The sequence below is a fragment of the Pseudodesulfovibrio sp. 7M6 genome (genome assembly GCF_050058625.1).
GTDB classification, from domain to species: domain Bacteria; phylum Desulfobacterota; class Desulfovibrionia; order Desulfovibrionales; family Desulfovibrionaceae; genus Pseudodesulfovibrio; species Pseudodesulfovibrio salinus.
Map to the genome: position 1 here is coordinate 3,820,099 of NZ_CP188816.1, position 18,922 is coordinate 3,839,020.

Consider the following 18,922-nt stretch of genomic DNA (forward strand, 5'->3'; position numbering starts at 1 on the left):
CAAATCAAGGGCGGCTTAGAACCGTTCGAACTCCCTGTCGTTGTCTTTGGCCGGTTTGGATTCGTCTGCCGGCAGAGCGTGCCGGTTGCTCCGCACAACCACGGTTTTGGTGCTGGCCACGTGGCCGCCTTGTCCGACCTTGAAGAATGTCATGGCCTGGGCCAGTACCTGTGCCTGGGCGGAAAGTTCCTCAGCGGTGGAGGCCATCTCTTCGGAGGCCGAAGCATTGTTCTGGATAACGGAATCGAGCTGTCCCACGGCGGCAGTGATTTCGGTAATGCCCTTGTCCTGCTCCTCGCAGGCGGCGGATATCTCCTGCACCAGTTCGGCGGTCCGGCCGATCTGCGGCACCAGTTCTTCAAGCATCTTGCCCGCCCGGTCGGCCACGTTTACGGATTTTTCGGAAATCTCGCTGATTTCCTCGGCGGCCTTGCCGGAGCGCTCGGCCAGCTTGCGTACTTCGGCAGCCACCACGGCAAATCCCTTGCCGTGTTCGCCTGCCCGTGCAGCCTCGATGGCCGCATTCAGGGCGAGCAGGTTGGTCTGCCGGGCGATATGCTGAATAATGGTGATGCGTTCGGCAATGGATTTGAGGGCACCCATGGCTTCGCCCACGGCCTGGCCGCTGTCCTTTGCGCCGGTAGCCGCGGCTGCGGCGATTTCTTCCGTCTGGCGGGCGTTGTCCGTGTTGGTGCGGATGCCTGCGGCCATCTCTTCCATGGAGGCGGAGACCTCTTCGATGGAGGCCGCCTGTTCCGTTACCGACTGGGAAAGACCCTGGGAAGAAGCCGAGAGCTCCTCGGAGCCGGAAGAGACGACATCCGTTGCCGAATTCACGTCGCCCACCACCCGGCGCAGGGCCTTTGCCATGGACGAAAGCGAGGTGGCGAGCTGGCCGACCTCATCTTTTTGGCTCAGGTCGACAGAAGCGGTCAGGTCCCCTGTTGCCACGATCTGTGCGAATTCCATTCCCTTCCTGAGGGGGCCGATGATGCCCCGGGCGAGCAGAAAGGCGAGGACCACGCCGAGGATGACGGCAATGAAGGCGAAGACAATGACACCCAGACGGGTCGCGCTTGCCTCGTCGAGCATCTCCTGGTCGGTCATGACGTTCTTTGAGATTTGCGCCATGATGGTGTTGAGGATTTCCTGCACCTTGTTCAGGTTGGGTATGGTTACGTTGGCATAGGTGTCCCTCGCCATGTCGTATCCCTTTTGCCGCTGGCCGTTGAGGGCGAGCACGTTGTCGATGGCGGAGAGAGTCAGTTCCGCCAGGGGGTTGGTCTCGGCCGCGAAGAGCATGATGGCGCCGTCCCGGTTGTCCGCCAGTTCGCGGTTTATGCTATTTGCGGATTCGTGCAGGGCGGCGTGCGGTTCGTAGATGGCCCGGACCCGGGCCGCGAACTCGGGATCAGATTCCATGCGACGTTTGGTCTCGTCCGAGTAGAGCCATTTGCCCAGCCCGCATTTGTGCGGATCGGTCTGGACACCGGTGGTGGTGGCGTCCTTGTCCAGGAGCGCATCCTTGATCTTGCCTACCCAGATGAGGTGGTCGAGTTTCTTGTCTCGCAGAAAAGTGCCCAATTCCACATCAGCCGGAGCGTACTCCTTGGCGATGGTCACGGCGGAGGCGTGGAGGTCGTTGTGATATTTTTCGATCTCTGAGAGCAGGGGCTTGATTGAGGGGATCAGGGCTTCGGCCTTGGTCCTGGCGTTGCTGTAGTACCATTGGCCGAAAGCACATTTGTGCGGGTCGGTCTGGACATTCAGGGTGTTTACCTTGGTGTCGGTCAACAAGCTGTTGACCTTTTCACTCCATTTGAGATGGTCCACCACCCGCTGTGTGAAATTCCCTTTGAGTTTGTTTCCTTCAATGACTTCGCGGGCGTTTTCCACGATTCCCTCGATGCCGAATATCGACCAGCCGCCTAACGCAACCAGCAACAACAGCACCACCCCGAACCCCACGCCGAATTTGACGCAAAGTTTGCAGTCCTTCCAAGCCATGACATCCTCCATGCCGATATATAATGATCGGGTCCTGTCTCATTCCCCAACCTCAATGTGGAGTGTGTTACACTCGGGCTTTTAGTTCCATGATATTTTGAAATTTGGGAGATGAAGCCTCCCCCCTGTCAAGCTGCCATCTTGCACCGTTTTTACCCGTTTTGCCCCCTGCACCTTCCCTTTTCCCCTGAGTCGAAAACCGGGGATATGGTGGCCGCACGTCTGGCGGAGGAAACCCGCGAAAGCGGATCTTGAAGGGAAATGCGAAATGTTGACGATAATCGGAGCGGTGACCGGGCTGCTGACCACTGTGGTGGAAGGCATTACCGGCCATCTGAAAGGCAAACAGGAATTGAAGAAGGCGGTCATGGAGAACCGTGTTCGTCTGGCGCAGAGCGACAGTGAGTTCAACCACGAGTGGGAGATGAAGCAGTTGGAGAATGCGGGCTGGAAGGACGATGTGCTCTTCTTCGCCTGGATCGGCTTCTTCATCTGGAGCGGTATTGATCCGGACGGTGCGGCCGATGTCATCCGGGCCTGGGAGAAACTTCCGGACTGGTTCCTCCAGATATCCTTCTGGGTGGTGGCCGCCGTGCTTGGAGTGAAGAAGATCGGCGATTACCTGCCATCGGCTGTCCGGGGGATCAAGGACGCTGTCGGAGGTGTCCGATGACCGCCCTGGACCGCGAGGACCTGCACGGTATGCTGGTGCGCATCGACGAGCGGGTAAAGGCCATTCAGGAGGATGTGCGCGAGATCAACGAGGCCCGGAGCTGCGTGGGGCACGAGATGAAAATCCGTTCCCTGGAACGCATGGTCTGGGGCTGTGCCGCCGGTCTGGCCGGGATAGGTGCCCGGCTGGTGATGGAGGCGCTGAAATGAATAGGGCGTTCGGCAGCGATCAGCCGCCGCTCAGCCTAGGGCTTTGGCGGGGGCGGCGGCCTGTGGCCGTCTCCCTTGTCCTTGAGCGCGGGGGCCGGAGCCGGTTTCGGCGTGGTGGTTTTCACCGCAGTCTTGGGCGCGGCCTTGGGCTTCTTGGGAGCCTTGGCGGCAGCGGCGGCCTTGGCCTTGTATTCCTTGATCAGCCCCAGATAGGCGGCTTCCGCCTTGGGGTCGCCCTCGGCCTTGGCCAAGGTCAGCGCCATGGATGCAGCCTTGGTCGCCCCGGCATAGTCTTCGGCCCCGGCCAGCGCGGAGGCCAGCAGGGCCTGCAACGTGGAGTCGGTGGGCGAGAATTCGGCGGCACGACGGAAATCGGCGGCAGCCTGTTCATAGTCGGGGATGCGCATGTAGATCGACCCTCTGGCAAGGAGCATTTCCACGGACTGGAAATTCAGGCTGAGGGCCTGGGTCAGCGCCTGGGCCGCTTCCTGGTTTCTTCCCAGGGCGGCCAGGGCCATGCCCTTGCCATAGTAGGTCTTTTGCCCGGCCGGGTTGAGGGCGAGCGCCTTGTCGAAATCCCGGAGCGCGTCTTCGTAGCGGCCGGTGCGGTTGTAGCACGATCCCCGGTACGCGTACGCCTCGGAGATGGAGTCATCCTGTTCCAGCACGCGGGAGAAGTCATTTACGGCTCCCGCATAATCGCCGTCATGGTAGCGGATCAGTCCTCGGGTGAACCTGCCCTTGATGTGGTCGGGGTTGAGGCTGAGGAGCTTTTCGGTGTCGGCGAGCGCCTGGTCCCAGTGGTCTTGCGTCAGCAGCAGAATGGCCCGCTGATACAGGGCGGCGGCCAGCTTCGGGTTGAGGCGCACCGCTTCATTCAGATAGTCGAGGGCCGCGTCTTCATCCAGGTACTCGCCGTTGCTGTACAGTTGTTCGGCCTTGTCCAAGGCATCCGCGGCCCGGCCTTCGCGATCCTGCTGATCCTTGTCCTCAGCCGTCAGGGCGGAGCGCGCTCCGGCCGGAGTGCTAGTGGAACCCAGGCAGCCGCCGAGGGCGAAAAGCAGACACAGACAAACAATGGGGATGGCCTTGCTCATATCACCGGGATACCCTCGCAGGTTCAACCCGTCAACAATAAGGAATAAAACGAAATGATAAGCGAATCCTATATACCCAGAAAACATCAGGCCGAAATCGAGGCCGGACTGGCCCGTTTTTCGGTGTTGGTCTGCCATCGACGGTTCGGCAAGACCGTGCTTTCGGTCAACCGGCTCATCCGGGCGGCCAGGGAGACCTCCCAGACCGACTGGCGCGGTGCCTACATCGCACCACTCTACAAACAGGCGAAGACCGTGGTTTGGGACGAATTGAAGCGGTACTGCGGCCTGGGCACGGACGATTGCGACGCCAAGTTCAACGAGACCGAACTGCGGGCCGATTTTGCCAACGGATCACGCATCCGGCTCTTTGGGGCGGAGAATCCCGACTCCCTGCGCGGCATGTACCTGGACGGCGTGGTTTTCGATGAAGTGGCCCAGATGCCGTACCGCGTCTGGACCGAGGTCATCCGGCCAGCCTTGTCCGACCGGCTGGGCTGGGCCCTGTTTATCGGTACGCCCCAGGGCAAGAACGCCCTGTGGCGCATCTGGGAGAGCGGCCGGGCCGATCCGGACTGGTTTACGGCCATGTACCGCGCTTCCGAGACCGGGATCATCGATCCGAAGGAATTGCAGGCCGCCGCCCGGGAGATGTCGCCGGAGGAGTATGAGCAGGAGTTCGAGTGCTCGTTTACGGCAGCCATACGCGGGGCCTATTTCGGCCGTCTCATGGGCGAGGCGGACAAGGAGGGCCGTGTTGCCGATATTCCGGCCGATCCCACCCTGCCGGTGCATACGGCCTGGGATCTCGGCATGAGCGACTCCACGTCCATCTGGTTCGTCCAGGCCCGGCCGGGCGGCCGCTACGCCGTCATCGACTACTACGAGGCCACGGGCCAGGGACTGGACCACTATGCCCGGATTCTGGACGAGCGCGGCTACAAGTACGGCACGCACATCGCGCCTCACGACATCCGGGTGCGGGAACTCGGCACGGGCAAGTCGCGGCTGGAGATAGCCCGGCAGCTCGGCATCCGTTTCGCCATTGCGCCGAACATTCCGGTGCAGGACGGCATCAACGCTGTGCGCGCCCTGCTTCCGTGTTGCTGGTTTGATGAAAAACGCTGCTCTCCCGGGCTGGAGGCCCTGCGTCACTATCGGCGCATCTTCAACGAGCGCATGGGCGATTTTTCGGCCCATCCGCTGCACGACTGGACCAGCCACGCGGTGGACGCGTTCCGCTACTTTGCCGTGGGCTTCCGCAAGCCGGGAACCGGCCCCCGCCAGACGTCCACCTCCAATGACTTCAATCCGTTCGGGAGGCGGTGATGAGCGTTCGCGAGACTTCGGAAAAACCGGCCGCCATGGCCCATTTCCCGGACGGAAGATACCGTTGGTTCGTCCTGCACCTGCAGGGCGAGCCCTACGGCTGGGCGGCCATTGCCGAAAACGGGGCGGATCTGGAACTGCACCTGACCCTGGACCACTGGGGACCTTCTGTCCGCCGCCATGTGCGCGGCGATCTGGAGTGGCTCAAGGGAGAGGCCCGACGGCTGGGAAAGGAGCGCATCGTCGGGATGCGGATCGACACGGAGGGGAAGTTCAGCCCGGAGCTGTTCCGTTTTGCCGGTCTCTTCGGGTTCCGGGACCGGGTGGTGTTGCAGACAGTCGCGCTTGACCTGGAGGAGCAATGAGGCCGGACCAGAAGCGTCGGGAGCTGCTTAGGCGAATAATTGCCAATTGTTACAACAGCTAAAAATATGCATCATGTGCGAGCCTATAATCTTGTGGATTTTACCGGTGTTTGGTATATAATTTAATACAGGTAGTATTACCAAGGAAAATCAAATGCCCGATACCGTCCAGCAGATTGGCGTCGTCACTGTCAGCCACGGCACCGCCATTGCGGAGGGGGCCGATGGGGTCCGTACGCTTGCCGCCGACAGTCCGGTTTATGCCGACGACCTTGTCAAAACCACGGGACCCGGTTCCGCCGTAGAGATAAAGTTTCTGGATGGGGCCCTGCTTTCCCAGGGCCCCAACTCCTCCACTGTTCTGGACACCTATGTCTTCGACCCGGATCAGTCCACGGGCGAGATGGCCGTGAAGCTGTTGCAGGGCACCTTCCGTTCCGTCACCGGCGAGATCGTCGACATGAATCCCGAGGGGTTCAAGCTGGAAACGCCTATGGCCACCATCGGCATCCGGGGCACCACCACCGGCCACACGGTCATGCCCGGCGGGCAGGAAGTGCACGCGGTCGTGGATTTTGTGGACCGGCCCGTGGTCATTCGTCCCGTGTCGGGCGGCCCCATTCGGGTGGTATCCCAGGACGGCATGGGGGTGACGGCTTCGGGTAGCGGGCTCAGTTCGGCATTCCATGCATCACAGGTTCAACTCGCTGGATTTCAGCAACTTTCCTCCCAGTCCCTGATGCAGGGGGCGCCCATCTTTGACGAGCAGAGTGCACAGGACGCCGCCGACGAAGCGGCCCAGGAAGCCGCGGACAAGGAACAGGAAGCCGAGGACAAGGCTGCGGAAGCGCAGGACGCGGACCAGGAAGCACAGGACGCACAAGCTGCGGCGGACGCGGCCGAAGCGGCAGCGGCGCAGGCGGCGGCGGAAGCGGCGGCAGCCCAGGCTGCGGCGGAAGCAGCGGCTCAGGCTGCGGCGCAGGATGCTGCGGCTCAGGCGGCAGCGGCCCAGGCAGCGGCGGAAGCGGCGGCAGCGCAGGCAGCGGCGGAGGCGGCGGCCCAGGCAGCAGCGGATGCAGCAGCGCAGGCAGCGGCGGCCCAGGCGGCAGCGCAGGCGGCGGCTGAGGCAGCGGCACAGGCGGCAGCGGAGGCGGCATCGGCCCGGGCGGCAGCCCAGGCGGCGGCCATTACCGTCGAGGCCTCGCATGAATCCAATCAGCCCAATCCGACTTTTTCTCCGCAGAACAACGACGGACGAACCGACGACAATGACGGCCAGGAAAACGGGCCTGACGGGAACAACGGTCCCACCGGCGACGAGACCGGGCAGAAGGCCGGTGTGGGGGTGGACATAACGCCTCCTGTCGGCGAACCCACTCAGGAACAGCCCGGCGGAGAGGACACCCTCGGCGGGGCCGATGTCGGCGACGGCAAGTCCACCCCGCCCTCCGGTCAGGATGACCCGGACGACACCTCGGGGAGTGGCGAGCCTACCACCGTCTCCATGCTGAATCTTTCCGAGTGGGGGGACAATCTGACGGTCAACCTTCAGGGCGGCGGCAATGCCCCGCGCGACGTTCCCTACTACGAGTCCCAGGGCAATACGGACGATGCGGAGGTCCATACACTGGTCTCCTCCGGCGATGTGGTCTACGACATCCGCACCATTATCGGCGCTTCCCCCTACCTGGACACCGACGGCGTTACCGTCATCACCCCGTCCAACGACATTACCGGCAATGACAACGACAATATCATCTACGGTGGCGCCGGGGCGAACACCCTGTCCGGCGGCGGGGGCAACGACGAGCTGGCCGTGGGCACCTACAACGCCGAAACCGGGACCTTCACCAAGGGTGCCGTGCAGTCGGACGATATCATCTCCGGCGGGGACGGCACGGATACCCTGCTGCTCGACGGGGACAGCGACCTGATAACGGTTACGTCCATCGAGGCGATCGTCACCGGCACGTCGGCAACCGTGATTTCCAATGTCACCGAGAACCTGGTGGGCGCGGGCGATACCTTTTCCCTGGATGGTTCCAAGTCCGCCGACGTTACCTTTTCCGCGTCGGCTGATACGGACTCCCATTTCTATCTGCTGGGAGGCAGCGGTGCCGACGAACTGACCGGCGGCGCGCTGGCCGATACTCTGGACGGCGGGGCGGGGAACGACATTCTGGTTGGCGGCGAAGGGGATGACACGCTCATCGCCGGGGCGGGTGATGACACGCTGGACGGCGGCAACGGCAACAACACCTATTACATGGGCACCAACCTGGACGCCTTGGACACCATCACGGGCGGCAGCGGCCAGGATACCCTCTACTTTACGGACAACGGTTCCGGCACCGACGAACTGGCCGGTGTGACCGGCGTCGAAAAAATCGTTCTCGGCAATGCGCAGACGGCTATCATACTTGGCTCAAGCCCGGCTGGCGGTGGCACGCTCGTTGTGGACGGCTCGGCCATCAGCGGCACGAACAGCCTGCATTTCGATGCCTCGGCAGTGACTTCCGGCTTATTCGATATAACCGGGTCCGCACAGGGGGATGTCCTCTCGGGCGGCGACGGAAAGGATACCATTTCCGGCGGTGGCGGCGCGGACGAGATCAGAGGCGGCGGCGGGGATGATACACTCGTATTCAATACCGGCGACGTGGCCTTGGGAGAGAAAATCTACGGAGGCGATGAGAATGGGGATGTCGGCAGCGACACCCTGCGTGTGGATACCTCCACGAATTTTTCTCAGGCTAGTGTCATTTCAGGCATCGATACTCTGGAGATAGCCGGCGGCCAGACGGCTACCTTCTTGCAAAGCGGATTTAGTACTTCGTGGGTAATCCAGGCAACGGGCACCAATACCAGCGAAGTTGTGAACATTGTTTTGGAGGGGACGGGCGTTTACTTTGGGCTGGGGAACGTCTCCAACAATTTCGTCATGGGTGAAGACTATTTCGTGGTTACCGGGACCGATGGCGGCGACGATATTCAGGGCAGCCAGGCTGCCGACAGTCTGATAGGCGGGCAGGGTAACGATATTCTCAGGAGCCAATCCGGCGGCGGAGCCGATACGCTGGAAGGCGGCGACGGTAACGATGAACTGATCGTCTCGGCAAACGGCGACGTGGCCAAGCTCGACGGCGGGGCTGGAACGGATAAGCTGATCCTGAGCGGTAATATTGATCTGAGCGGGACCATTATTTCAAATATCGAAGCTATCGATATCGTGTCGGATACGGCCACGTTCGGCTTGTCGCAGCTTTGCAGCAAATCCTATGCGGTCACCGGCGCGAGCGGAACGACGAAGCTGATGGTGGCTGCCACTGCGGCCAATGACGTGGTGCATTTTTCCTCCCTGGACCTCTCCGCTTTCTTCGCGACGTTTGACGTGAATCTCGGAGATGGCGACGATAAATTGTACATGGGCGACAATATGAGCGACGGCAGCCGTGTCGCTTCTGTGGACGGCGGGGCGGGGGACGACACCCTGTACATGGAGGATACGGGATCGGCAACGGCCCTGGACAACGTCTCCTCGGTGGAACATGTTATTTTTGCGGACATAACCACCTCCATCACGTTGCATTCGGGCATTGCGGATTCCGGCAGCGCCGTGACCATCGATGGCTCGGCCCTGACGAGCGAGCACAGCCTGAATTTCGACGCAGACTTGGCCACGGGCAATATCTTCAGCATGACAGGAGGCCAGGGCGACGATACGCTTATCGGGTCCATCGGAATCGATTGTCTGGTCGGCGGCGACGGCGCGGATTCGCTGGTAGGCGGCGGAGGCGAGGACAGCCTCGTCGGTGGGGCCGGCGCGGATATCCTGCAGGGAGGCGACGAGAACGACATCTTAGAGGGTGGCGCAGGCGCCGATATTCTGGATGGCGGCGCAGGCGAGGACAGCCTCGTCGGTGGGGCCGGTAACGATACCATGACTGGCGGGGGCGGTGACGATATCCTGACTGGTGGAGCCGGGGCCGATACCTTTACCTATACGTCGGGCTCTGACCTTGTGGGGGCTGATTTGAGCGGCGATGTCATCACGGATTTTACTTCAGGTACGGACGTCATCCAGTTCCTTTCCGGCATGGGCGACCTCACCTGGTATGAGGTGGATGAAACCTACACCGGTATCATCGCTGACGCTACAAGCTACACCGGCGCCATTGTCTGGGACAGTGCCAACCATGTGCTGTGGTACGACAGTGACGCCACGGTGAGCAACTCCGCCGACGAAGGGGTGATTGCCAATCTGGGGTCCGCCAGCCTGAGCTATACGGACCTTGTCCTGCAAGGCGGGCACATTGCCGCCCAAGGCAGTTTTATTGAGGGCGACAACGCCCCCAATGCCCTGACGGGGACCGATTACGACGATACCCTTATGGGTCTGGATTCGGACGACACGCTCACCGGCGGCCTGGGTGCGGACGAGCTCTATGGCGATACCGGCAACGACGAGCTTTGGGGCGGCACCGAAGCTTTGCTGACAGGTGACTGGGGCGACTACCTGGACGGTGGCGATGGCATGGATATGCTGGGCGGCAATTATGGCGACGATACCCTGGACGGCGGTGCCGGTAACGATACGCTCTTTGGCGGGTACGGCGACGATTTCATGACCGGCGGAGAGGGCGCCGACGAGTATCTCTACGAATCCGTGGATGAAATCGTGACATCGACCAACGGCGACGAGATCTCGGATTTCGGACAGGCAGACTACATCTGGCTCTCCGGCGACATGATCGGACAGGATTACTCCTGGATCAACGTCGCGGACTATTATACCGGGACGAACGGCGGCAACGCCGAGCCCGGGCTGGTCTATGACGGAACACACTTTCAGCTGTGGTTTGATACGGACCTTTCCACCCCGGGCAATGAAGGCATCATCGCATTCAATGGGAATATTTCCTTCGGCTCGGTCTTTGTGGAGGGCGGCACCATTACCAACGAAAATCAGATGACCGTGATGGGTGGCACCGAGGGCGGTGACGAGATGACGGCGGTCAATGGCGGATACAACATCCTGTTCGGCTACGATGGTGACGACAGCCTGTATGGCGGTGACGGTACTGATTCCTTTGACGGCGGGGCCGGTTCGGACACCGTTTTCTTCATCTACGACAACAGCGGCGTTACCGTGGACCTCTCCGGTGAGGGCGGTTTTGGTCCACTGACAGGCGGGCAGAACGCCATGGACGGTGCCCATAACATTGAAACCATCACCAACGTGGAGAATGTCTTCGGATCGACCTACGACGATTCCCTGGGCGGTGACCTCTCGGCCAATTTCATCAACGGCCTGGAAGGAAAGGACTTCATCTACGGCGGGCGGGACGGAGCCGATACCCTGACCGGTGGTTCGGGCAGCGATACCTTCGCCATTTACGGAACGCACGGGGGGCAGCAGACCATTACCGATTTCGACGCCTCGCAGGATATGTTCGGCATCAACGATTCCAGCGGTGATTTCTTGAAATTCCTGACCAGCGGGTTCGATACTTCCATGTTCCACGCGGTCGAGGCTTCGACCTACACCGGCTCCATTAGCGGCGAGACAGGCGAGGGACTCATCTACGTCAGCGATACCGGTTCCAGCATCGGTACTCTTTATTATGATCCCGACTGCGCCGTCGCAGGCAATGAGGTGGTCCTGTGCACTGTCACGGAAATGAGCGGCGGCGTTGAAGCGGATCACGACCTGACCAGCGCCAACTTCGAGATGACCAGCGTCCCGGCAGGCTAATGCGTGACGTCTGTTCGTATCCGTTAAATTCAATATCCCAAAAGCCCACTTGCAAAAGTGGGCTTTTTTCTCCCTCTTCTCCCAAAAATTCCCCTCCACCGTCCGATCCCCTTTCACGTCCGGCGAAAATCCTTTAACAATAACCTAGCCTCGCGGTTCAAACGTCCTGATGCTTCATGACCCTTGTAACCGGCGCGGCCTGTAGCAAAAAAACAGCACCCTCAATAATCATCCCTCCCCCCGCGAAGCGAACCAAAAAGCTTTGGAGAGGAGAAGGGGATGGGGGTCCGGGGGAAGGGGAAGAGGGGAACCTTTCCCGAAAGGTTCCCCTCTTCCCCTTCCCCCGGCCGCCGGAGGCGAGAAAAACCGCATGACACCGAAAGTTCTGGTCAGAGTCGCGAATATGGGATTCGGCGCGCTGTGGGCGTACCGGCTCCGGTCTTTTTTCGTGGTGCTGGGCGTGGCTTTCGGCATAGCGAGCCTGACGTTGATCGTCACGGCGGTGGACGGGGCAAACCGCAAGGCCGTGGAGCTGGTGGACATGTTCGGCCCGGACGCGGCATTGGTGTTTGGCGGCAATATCAAGCAGCGCGCGGTGGGTATGCGCACCATGACCCTGAGCATGGATGATGCGCGGCGTATCGAGAACTCCCTGCCCGGCGTGCGCATGGTGGTCCCCATGCGCTTGAAGCCGGACCAGACCGTGAAGTTCGGCAACCGCAACTATCAGGACGTACCGATCATCGGCGCGACCGCGGACTATGCCGGGGCCTGGAACTGGCCGCTGGCCGAGGGCCGGGACATTTCGGACGACGATGTGCAGCACGGGGCCAAGGTCGCCCTGCTCGGCTCCACAGTGGTGCGCGAGGTATTCGGCGACGAGCAGCCCGTGGGGCGGGTGGTGTTCATTGCCAACGTGCCTTTTCAGGTGGTGGGCACGCTGGTATCGCGCGGGTTCAGCGGCGGCGGCCATGGCGATGTGGATAACCGGGTCATCATTCCACTCTCCACGCTGATGCAGCGGTTCAATCTGGACCGCAAATATTTTCGGGCTCTGCGGGTGAAGTTCCACGATGCCGAGCACATGGCCGGGCATGTGGAGAATCTGGAGTCGCTGGTGCGGCATCAGCATGGGCTGAAGCCGGATCAGGAAAACGACTTCACCATTCTGACGGCGGACGAGATTTTGAAGTTCATGTCCATGTTCAAGGGCGGGCTGACGTTGTTTCTGGGCGTGACGGCGACCATCGCCATCCTGGTGGGCGGGTTTGTGTTGGCCAACCTGTTTTCCCTTTCGGTCAGCGAGCGGTCCGAGGAGATCGGGCTGAAAAAGGCGCTGGGCGCGCGCGGTTCGGCCATCATGGTCCAATTTCTGGTGGAGGCGTGCGGCCTGACGCTGCTGGGCGGCGTACTCGGATTGTTTTTGGGCCTCGGGCTGGGGCAGTTCCTGTCGCGGCTGGACATCCTGACCATCCAATTTTCGTGGAAGGCGTTTTTCATGGCCCTGGCCGGGTCGCAGGCTGTCGGGCTGATATTCGGCCTCAAGCCCGCCAAGCAGGCGGCGGACCTGGACCCCATCCGCGCCCTGCGCGGCGAGGGATGATGCGGCTTGCGCAAACAGGGGCCGGCACGCTAGATTGATCCGCTGGAGGTTTCACCGTGAGAATATCCATTCCCCGTGTGCATGGGGATACGCCGAGGGAAAAACTGGTCCGGACACTGGCGCTGCTGCTGGTGTTCGCCATCGTTGTTTGGGCCTTTACCAAGAACAACGAGCGGGTCATCCAGGTGCTCAATCGGGAGGGCGCGGTCTATGACGAGACCAAGATTCTGGATTCGGAACACCGCAAGTTCATCCGCTCGTTTACCAGCGCGATGAAGAAGGAGTACGGGCTGAACAGCCAGATTCAGGTCTTCGGCGGCGACTTCGTCGTGCCGGAACTGGACGCCAAGACCCTGTACATTGGGCTGTCGCCGGTCACCGGCGAGGTCCGTATCCGCTTCCCCGGCCTGATGCGCCATGCCCTGGGCGAGGATTTTGCCGAAACCCTGACAACCGAACATTTGCAACCCGCCCTGCAAGGGGACGACTGGCCACAGGAGTTGGAGATAGTGCTGGCTTTGATCTACAAGCGACTGGAAAAAATGAACAAGGAAGGCGGAAGCGGTGAGTAAGCTCGTGACCATCTATACCGACGGCTCCTGCCTCGGCAATCCCGGACCCGGCGGCTACGGCGCGGTGCTCATTGCAGGCGAATACCGGGGCAAGGACGCCCCGAACTACAAGGAACTCTCCCAGGGGTACAAGCGCACCACCAATAACCGCATGGAAATGATGGCGGTCATCGTGGCCCTGGAGGCCCTGACCGAGCGCTGCCGGGTGGAGCTGTGGACCGACTCCCAGTACGTGAAGAACGCCTTTACCAAGAACTGGATTGGCGGCTGGGTCAAGAACGGCTGGAAGACGGCGGCCAAGAAGCCGGTCAAGAACCAGGACCTGTGGAAGCGCATGATGCCGCTCATCAATGGGCAGGACGTCAACTTCCACTGGGTGAAGGGCCACAGCGGCGATACCTTCAATGAACGGTGCGACGAACTGGCGCGCACCGCTGCCTCCGGTCCTGGCCGCATAGAGGACGAGGGCGCATAGACGCAGTCGATGAAAGCCGGAAACCCCGGCTTTCAATCCCGTTAATCCGGTTTTTGTGAGCCTATTTGACTTCCTGTCGGAATTGCTCCGGCAGGTCGTAGATTCCATTCGTGCGCTCGTACCAGCGCAGGAAGGCATCGACGCAGGTGGGGCAGAGTTGTTTGCCCCGCTCCTCCTTGATGATGGAAAGGGCGACCGCGCGCGGCAGAGAGTCGCGGTGCGGCCGTTCGCTGGTCACGGCCTCGTAGACGTCGGCCACGGAGATGATCCGCGCCAGAAAAGGAATGTCTTCCCCCTTGAGGCCTTCGGGATAGCCGGTGCCGTCCCATCGTTCGTGGTGGTAGAGGGTGACTTCCAGGATGTCCTGCAGGCTTTCGATGGGCCGCAGAATCTCGGCCACCATATTGGAGTGAGACTTGACGTGTTCGAATTCGTCATGGTTGAGCGGCCCTTCCTTGAGCAGCACCGCGTCGCGCACGCCGATCTTGCCCAGGTCGTGCAGCTGGCCTGCGAGCAGGAGCCGGTCCAGCTGTTTTTGAGAAAAGTCGAGTTCGCCACCGATGCCTTGGGCGATGCGGCCCACACGCTCGGAGTGGCCTCGTGTCATCGAGTCGCGTGCCTCCAGCGCCTGTACCAGGCTGGCTATGGCTGCCAGGGTCAGGCGATGCTCCAGCAGGAGCCGTTCCCGTTCTTCCATGAGCAGCCGGAATCGGGTGGAAAAGAGTTCCTCGATGATGATGACCATCTGGTTCATGGTGAACGGCTTGATCATGAAGGAGGCCGCGCCTTCGCGGATGAGGCGGCGCATGAGCGGCCGGTCGCTCACCGTGGACATGATGACCACCGGGATATTCATGTGTTCCGGCGAATTGACAATGGTCCGCAGCAGTTCGGCTCCATCCAACTCGGGCATCATCAGATCGGTCAGGATTATGTCCGGTTTGAATTTGTCGAGCTTTTCCAAGGCCTCGCGGCCGTTGGAGACAATCTCGGTGATGAAGCCTTCCCTGTTGAGCCCGGCCTGGAGGAACAGGCGCACGGACAGGGAGTCGTCGGCCACCAGAATCTTGCTGCCGGTAAGGAAATTCTTGGTCCGCAGGATATCCTTGATGCGGTCGATCTTGTCCTCGATCTTGTCGCCCTTGGCCAGATAGGCGTCCGCGCCCACGCGGAAACCGCGTTCCACATGGCCGTCGTTGTCGCGGGCGGAGAGGATGATGATGGGGATGTGCGAGGTCTTGTATTCGGCCTTGAGCCGTGTGCACAGCTCAAACCCGTCCATGCGCGGCATGTCCAGGTCGGTAATGATCAGGTCGTATTCGTTGTCCAGGGCTTTGGACAGGCCTTCCTCGCCGTCCGAGGCCACCGTGACTTCAAAGCCTTCTTCCCGAAGCTGGGATTCCAGTGCGAACCTTACTGATTTCGAATCGTCAACAACCAGTATGCGCGCGTGCATTTTATCGATCGGCATATTCGCTCCATGATACGCCACCGCCGACAGGAGGTGATATTGTTCCCCGACAATGTCTGGGACAATTATATTGATTCGTTAACCGGGGCGTACTACCCTTTTCTCCGTGGAGACTCCCGTTAGCGAATATGTGTCCGCTCTGCTGGGCAGTGAGCGGCTCGGTCCGCAAGTAGCTCATCATCGGTTCCTGCAAGGTGAGGAGGCGCGTTTTGATGCGCCCCGCCGTTCCTGGCCCGCGGCCCTGCAAGGGGCTTTGGCTCTACTTGGTATAGATAAGCTATATACGCATCAGGCCGAGGCCGCAAATCACATTCGCGCCGGACATCACGTGGTGGTGGCGACTCCCACTGCGAGCGGCAAATCCCTGGTCTACAACCTACCTGTGGTGGAGCGCTGCCTGGCCGATCCCGAGGCAAAGGCGCTGTACCTGTTCCCGCTCAAGGCCCTGGCCCAGGACCAGCTGCGGGCCTTCAACGAGCTGACCGCGCTGCTGCCCGGACCGAACCGGCCCACCGCGGCTATCTACGACGGCGACACCACGCCCCATTTCCGCACCAAGATCCGCAACCATCCGCCCAATGTCGTGCTCTCCAACCCGGAAATGGTTCACCTCTCCATGCTGCCGCACCACGCGGCCTGGGCCGAGTTCCTTTCGGGTCTGACACATATCGTGGTGGACGAGGTCCATACCTATCGCGGGGTCATGGGCTCGCACATGGCCATGGTCTTCCGGCGGCTGCTCAGGCTGTGCGAATATTACGGTGCCCGGCCCACCTTCATCTTTTGTTCCGCCACCATCGGCAACCCGGTGGAGCTGTGCAACATGCTCACCGGCCTTGAGGTGCATCCGATTCTGGAGAGCGGGGCCGCGCGCGGCGGGCGGCACATGATTTTCGTCAATCCCGAAGGGTCGCCCTCGCAGGCGGCCATTCAGCTGCTGCGCTCCGCCCTGTCCCGAAACCTGCGGACCATCGTCTACTGCCAGTCGCGCAAGCTCACGGAGCTGATCGCCCTGTGGGCCTCGGAAAAGAGCGGCAAGTATAAGGATAAGATTTCCGCCTACCGGGCTGGGTTTCTGCCCGAGGAACGGCGCGAGATCGAATCCCGCATGTCGGAAGGCGATTTGCTGGCGGTCATCGCCACCTCGGCCCTGGAGCTGGGCATAGACATCGGCGGCCTGGATGTCTGTATCATGGTCGGCTACCCCGGCTCGGTCATGGCCACATTGCAGCGTGGCGGCCGGGTGGGGCGTTCCATGCAGGACTCCGTGGTCACGCTGGTGGCCCAGGAGGACGCCCTGGACCAATATTTCATGCGCAATCCGGACGACTTCTTTGCCCGTCCGCCCGAGTCCGCCATGCTCAATCCGTACAACCCGGTGGTCATGGACCGGCATTTGCTTTGCGCGGCGGCCGAGTTGACCCTGCATCGGGGCGAGACCTTCCTGCGCGAGCCGGAGGTCGGCACCCGTGTCGAGGAACTGGTTGAGCGCGGAATGCTCTTTGAGGTGGTGGGCGACCTGCCCGGCCATTCACCGGACATCGTCTCCTCACTCAAGCGGCCCCATCGCGACGTGGACCTGCGCGGCGCGGGAAAATCCATGGTCATCGAGGACAACACCGTCTCCAGTGCGGACAAGAAGGGCCGCGCCCCGGTCATCGGCACTCTGGATCAGCACCGCGCCTTTCGCGAGGCGCACCCCGGCGCCGTCTATCTGCATCGCGGCAAGACCTACGTCATCACCGACCTGGATCTGGAGGGCGGGGCCGTGCACGCCGAGCAGCGGCGTGTGGGCTACTACACCAAGCCGCGCGGCAGCAAGGATACAGAAATACTGGAGGTTCTGGGCCAGAAAGCGAGTTTCGGCATACGCGTGTATTTCGGGCGGCTGCGGGTTACGGAGCGGATAACGGGCTATGAAAAACGCAATGTGCGCGGCGGCAAGCTGCTCGGCATCGTGCCGCTGGACCTGCCGCCCCTGGTCTTCGAGACCGAGGGCCTCTGGCTGGAGATAGGCCACGATATCCGGCGGCGGTGCGAGGAGGAATTTCTTCACTTTATGGGCGGCATCCACGCTGTGGAGCACGCGGCCATCGGTATGCTGCCCCTGCTGGTCATGACCGACCGCAACGACCTGGGTGGCATCTCCACCCCCATGCATCAGCAGGTGGAAGGCCCGGCCGTGTTCATTTATGACGGAATGCCGGGCGGGGCCGGGCTGACGCGTCAGGCCTTTGCCAAGGTGGACGAGCTGCTGACCACCACCAAGCGGACCATCGAGACCTGCGAGTGCGAGCTGGGCTGCCCGTCCTGCGTGCACTCGCCCAAGTGCGGCTCCGGCAACCGGCCCATTGACAAGCACGCGGCCCTGTTTGTGCTGGAGTGCATCCTCTCCGGCGACCCTGCGAGCATTGAACCAAAGGAGATCGACGTGAACAATCTGCCCGGCATCGAGACGAAAAAGCCCGCGCCGAAGCGGTTCGGCGTACTGGACATCGAGACCCGTTTTTCCGCCGACGAGGTGGGCGGCTGGGGGCGCGCCGATCGCATGGGCGTGTCCATTGCCTGCCTATACGACTCGGACGGCGAAGCCATGTTCGACTATGAACAGGACCAGATCGATGATTTGGTGGAGCACCTGCGCAAGTTCGATCTGGTCATCGGTTTCAACCACGTCAAATTCGACTACGCCGTGCTGGGCGGTCTGCACCCCTTCAACTTCCGTGGGCTGCGCAACCTTGACCTGCTGACCGCTGTCCAGGCCCGGCTTGGCTACCGGATCAAGCTGGACAACCTTGCCCAGGCCACCTTGGACGTGGGTAAGTCGGCGGACGGCCTCAAGGCGCTTGAATGGTGGAAGGAGGGGCGGCTGGACCTCATCACGGAATATTGCCGTCAGGATGTGGCGGTGACGCGCGACCTCTATTTGTTCGGCCGCGAGCATGGACATGTTTTCTTTACCAACAAGGCCGGAAGTAAGGTGAAATTGCCGATAGAATGGTAATTGAGGGGGGAGGCTTTCTCTTTTTGGGGGAGGGAAAGGCAGAAGGCAGAAGGCAGAAGGCAGAAGTTGAGCCGCCTCCGGCGGGATTCACTTTAGAGTGTTTCGCACCCTAAAGGTGCGAGTTACTTTTGGACCAGAGCACCCAAAAGTAACCAAAAAGCGCTCTTGGGGTGCCATGCCCACCGCCCCGGTGACGGGCAAAGAATCTGATCCAAACGGCCTGCGCTCCCACGGCCCAAGACGGGAAACTGAAAACCGTCGGGCCGCGAAGATCCGCTCCGGCCGTTTGGTCAGCTTCTAAGCCGCGTCCCCCGCAGGGCTTCTTCGAAGCAGCTTGGCTATTCTCCGCTGCGGCAAGCAAA

General features: G+C 61.3%; 12 protein-coding genes. 9 read left to right on the forward strand and 3 right to left on the reverse strand.

Going from position 1 to position 18,922, the window contains the following annotated elements; all coding sequences use genetic code 11:
* Nucleotides 1-15 precede the first annotated feature (15 nt).
* Entirely contained in the window at nucleotides 16-2,007 is a 1,992-nt protein-coding gene (locus ACI0FG_RS17740; RefSeq protein WP_419786345.1) for a methyl-accepting chemotaxis protein, read from the reverse strand.
* 268 nt (nucleotides 2,008-2,275) lie between these two features.
* On the opposite strand from ACI0FG_RS17740, the gene ACI0FG_RS17745 reads away from it, so the two are divergent.
* Together ACI0FG_RS17745 and ACI0FG_RS17750 are read left to right on the forward strand one after the other, a co-directional pair.
* Nucleotides 2,276-2,680, forward strand: coding sequence for a hypothetical protein (locus ACI0FG_RS17745; RefSeq protein WP_419786346.1), 405 nt, complete (start codon nucleotides 2,276-2,278; stop codon nucleotides 2,678-2,680).
* The gene (locus ACI0FG_RS17750; protein ID WP_419786347.1) at nucleotides 2,677-2,889 is read left to right on the forward strand and encodes a hypothetical protein; all 213 of its coding nucleotides are present in this window, start codon (nucleotides 2,677-2,679) and stop codon (nucleotides 2,887-2,889) included. Before ACI0FG_RS17745 ends, ACI0FG_RS17750 begins: the two co-directional genes overlap by 4 nt.
* Nucleotides 2,890-2,924: 35 nt before the next feature.
* Here ACI0FG_RS17750 and ACI0FG_RS17755 read toward each other — a convergent pair whose 3' ends face one another.
* A complete protein-coding gene (locus ACI0FG_RS17755) occupies nucleotides 2,925-3,986 on the reverse strand; it encodes a tetratricopeptide repeat protein (protein ID WP_419786348.1) in 1,062 nt (353 codons plus the stop codon).
* Between the two features lie 54 nt (nucleotides 3,987-4,040).
* Here ACI0FG_RS17755 and ACI0FG_RS17760 point away from each other — a divergent pair, with 54 nt between their 5' ends.
* The 6 genes from ACI0FG_RS17760 to rnhA all read left to right on the forward strand — a co-directional run bounded on the left by ACI0FG_RS17760 (nucleotide 4,041) and on the right by rnhA (nucleotide 14,085).
* The gene (locus tag ACI0FG_RS17760; protein WP_419786349.1) at nucleotides 4,041-5,315 is read left to right on the forward strand and encodes a terminase large subunit domain-containing protein; all 1,275 of its coding nucleotides are present in this window, start codon (nucleotides 4,041-4,043) and stop codon (nucleotides 5,313-5,315) included.
* Nucleotides 5,315-5,680, forward strand: coding sequence for a hypothetical protein (locus ACI0FG_RS17765; protein WP_419786350.1), 366 nt, complete (start codon nucleotides 5,315-5,317; stop codon nucleotides 5,678-5,680). The genes ACI0FG_RS17760 and ACI0FG_RS17765 overlap by 1 nt, the downstream gene beginning before the upstream one ends.
* 154 nt (nucleotides 5,681-5,834) lie before the next feature.
* Nucleotides 5,835-11,435: a FecR domain-containing protein gene (locus ACI0FG_RS17770; RefSeq protein ID WP_419786351.1), complete on the forward strand. Its 5,601-nt coding sequence runs from the start codon at nucleotides 5,835-5,837 to the stop codon at nucleotides 11,433-11,435.
* Nucleotides 11,436-11,805: 370 nt separating this feature from the next.
* A complete protein-coding gene (locus ACI0FG_RS17775) occupies nucleotides 11,806-13,038 on the forward strand; it encodes an ABC transporter permease (RefSeq protein WP_419786352.1) in 1,233 nt (410 codons plus the stop codon).
* Between the two features lie 56 nt (nucleotides 13,039-13,094).
* Complete coding sequence (locus ACI0FG_RS17780; RefSeq protein ID WP_419786353.1) at nucleotides 13,095-13,610, forward strand: hypothetical protein; 516 nt, start codon at nucleotides 13,095-13,097, stop codon at nucleotides 13,608-13,610.
* Complete coding sequence (rnhA, locus tag ACI0FG_RS17785; RefSeq protein ID WP_419786354.1) at nucleotides 13,603-14,085, forward strand: ribonuclease HI; 483 nt, start codon at nucleotides 13,603-13,605, stop codon at nucleotides 14,083-14,085. The genes ACI0FG_RS17780 and rnhA overlap by 8 nt, the downstream gene beginning before the upstream one ends.
* Nucleotides 14,086-14,146: 61 nt before the next feature.
* Here rnhA and ACI0FG_RS17790 read toward each other — a convergent pair whose 3' ends face one another.
* Entirely contained in the window at nucleotides 14,147-15,556 is a 1,410-nt protein-coding gene (locus ACI0FG_RS17790; RefSeq protein ID WP_419786355.1) for a response regulator, read from the reverse strand.
* Nucleotides 15,557-15,662: 106 nt separating this feature from the next.
* On the opposite strand from ACI0FG_RS17790, the gene ACI0FG_RS17795 reads away from it, so the two are divergent.
* Complete coding sequence (locus ACI0FG_RS17795) at nucleotides 15,663-18,560, forward strand: DEAD/DEAH box helicase (protein WP_419786356.1); 2,898 nt, start codon at nucleotides 15,663-15,665, stop codon at nucleotides 18,558-18,560.
* The last annotated feature ends 362 nt before the right edge of the window (nucleotides 18,561-18,922 follow it).

What these genes read in the sequence shown, in the direction of transcription:
- ACI0FG_RS17740 (WP_419786345.1), bottom strand. Translation starts at nt 2,007, where the DNA reads ATGGCTTGGAAGGACTGCAAACTTTGCGTCAAATTCGGCGTGGGGTTC.
- ACI0FG_RS17745 (WP_419786346.1), top strand. Translation starts at nt 2,276, where the DNA reads ATGTTGACGATAATCGGAGCGGTGACCGGGCTGCTGACCACTGTGGTG.
- ACI0FG_RS17750 (WP_419786347.1), top strand. Translation starts at nt 2,677, where the DNA reads ATGACCGCCCTGGACCGCGAGGACCTGCACGGTATGCTGGTGCGCATC.
- ACI0FG_RS17755 (WP_419786348.1), bottom strand. Translation starts at nt 3,986, where the DNA reads ATGAGCAAGGCCATCCCCATTGTTTGTCTGTGTCTGCTTTTCGCCCTC.
- ACI0FG_RS17760 (WP_419786349.1), top strand. Translation starts at nt 4,041, where the DNA reads ATGATAAGCGAATCCTATATACCCAGAAAACATCAGGCCGAAATCGAG.
- ACI0FG_RS17765 (WP_419786350.1), top strand. Translation starts at nt 5,315, where the DNA reads ATGAGCGTTCGCGAGACTTCGGAAAAACCGGCCGCCATGGCCCATTTC.
- ACI0FG_RS17770 (WP_419786351.1), top strand. Translation starts at nt 5,835, where the DNA reads ATGCCCGATACCGTCCAGCAGATTGGCGTCGTCACTGTCAGCCACGGC.
- ACI0FG_RS17775 (WP_419786352.1), top strand. Translation starts at nt 11,806, where the DNA reads ATGACACCGAAAGTTCTGGTCAGAGTCGCGAATATGGGATTCGGCGCG.
- ACI0FG_RS17790 (WP_419786355.1), bottom strand. Translation starts at nt 15,556, where the DNA reads ATGCCGATCGATAAAATGCACGCGCGCATACTGGTTGTTGACGATTCG.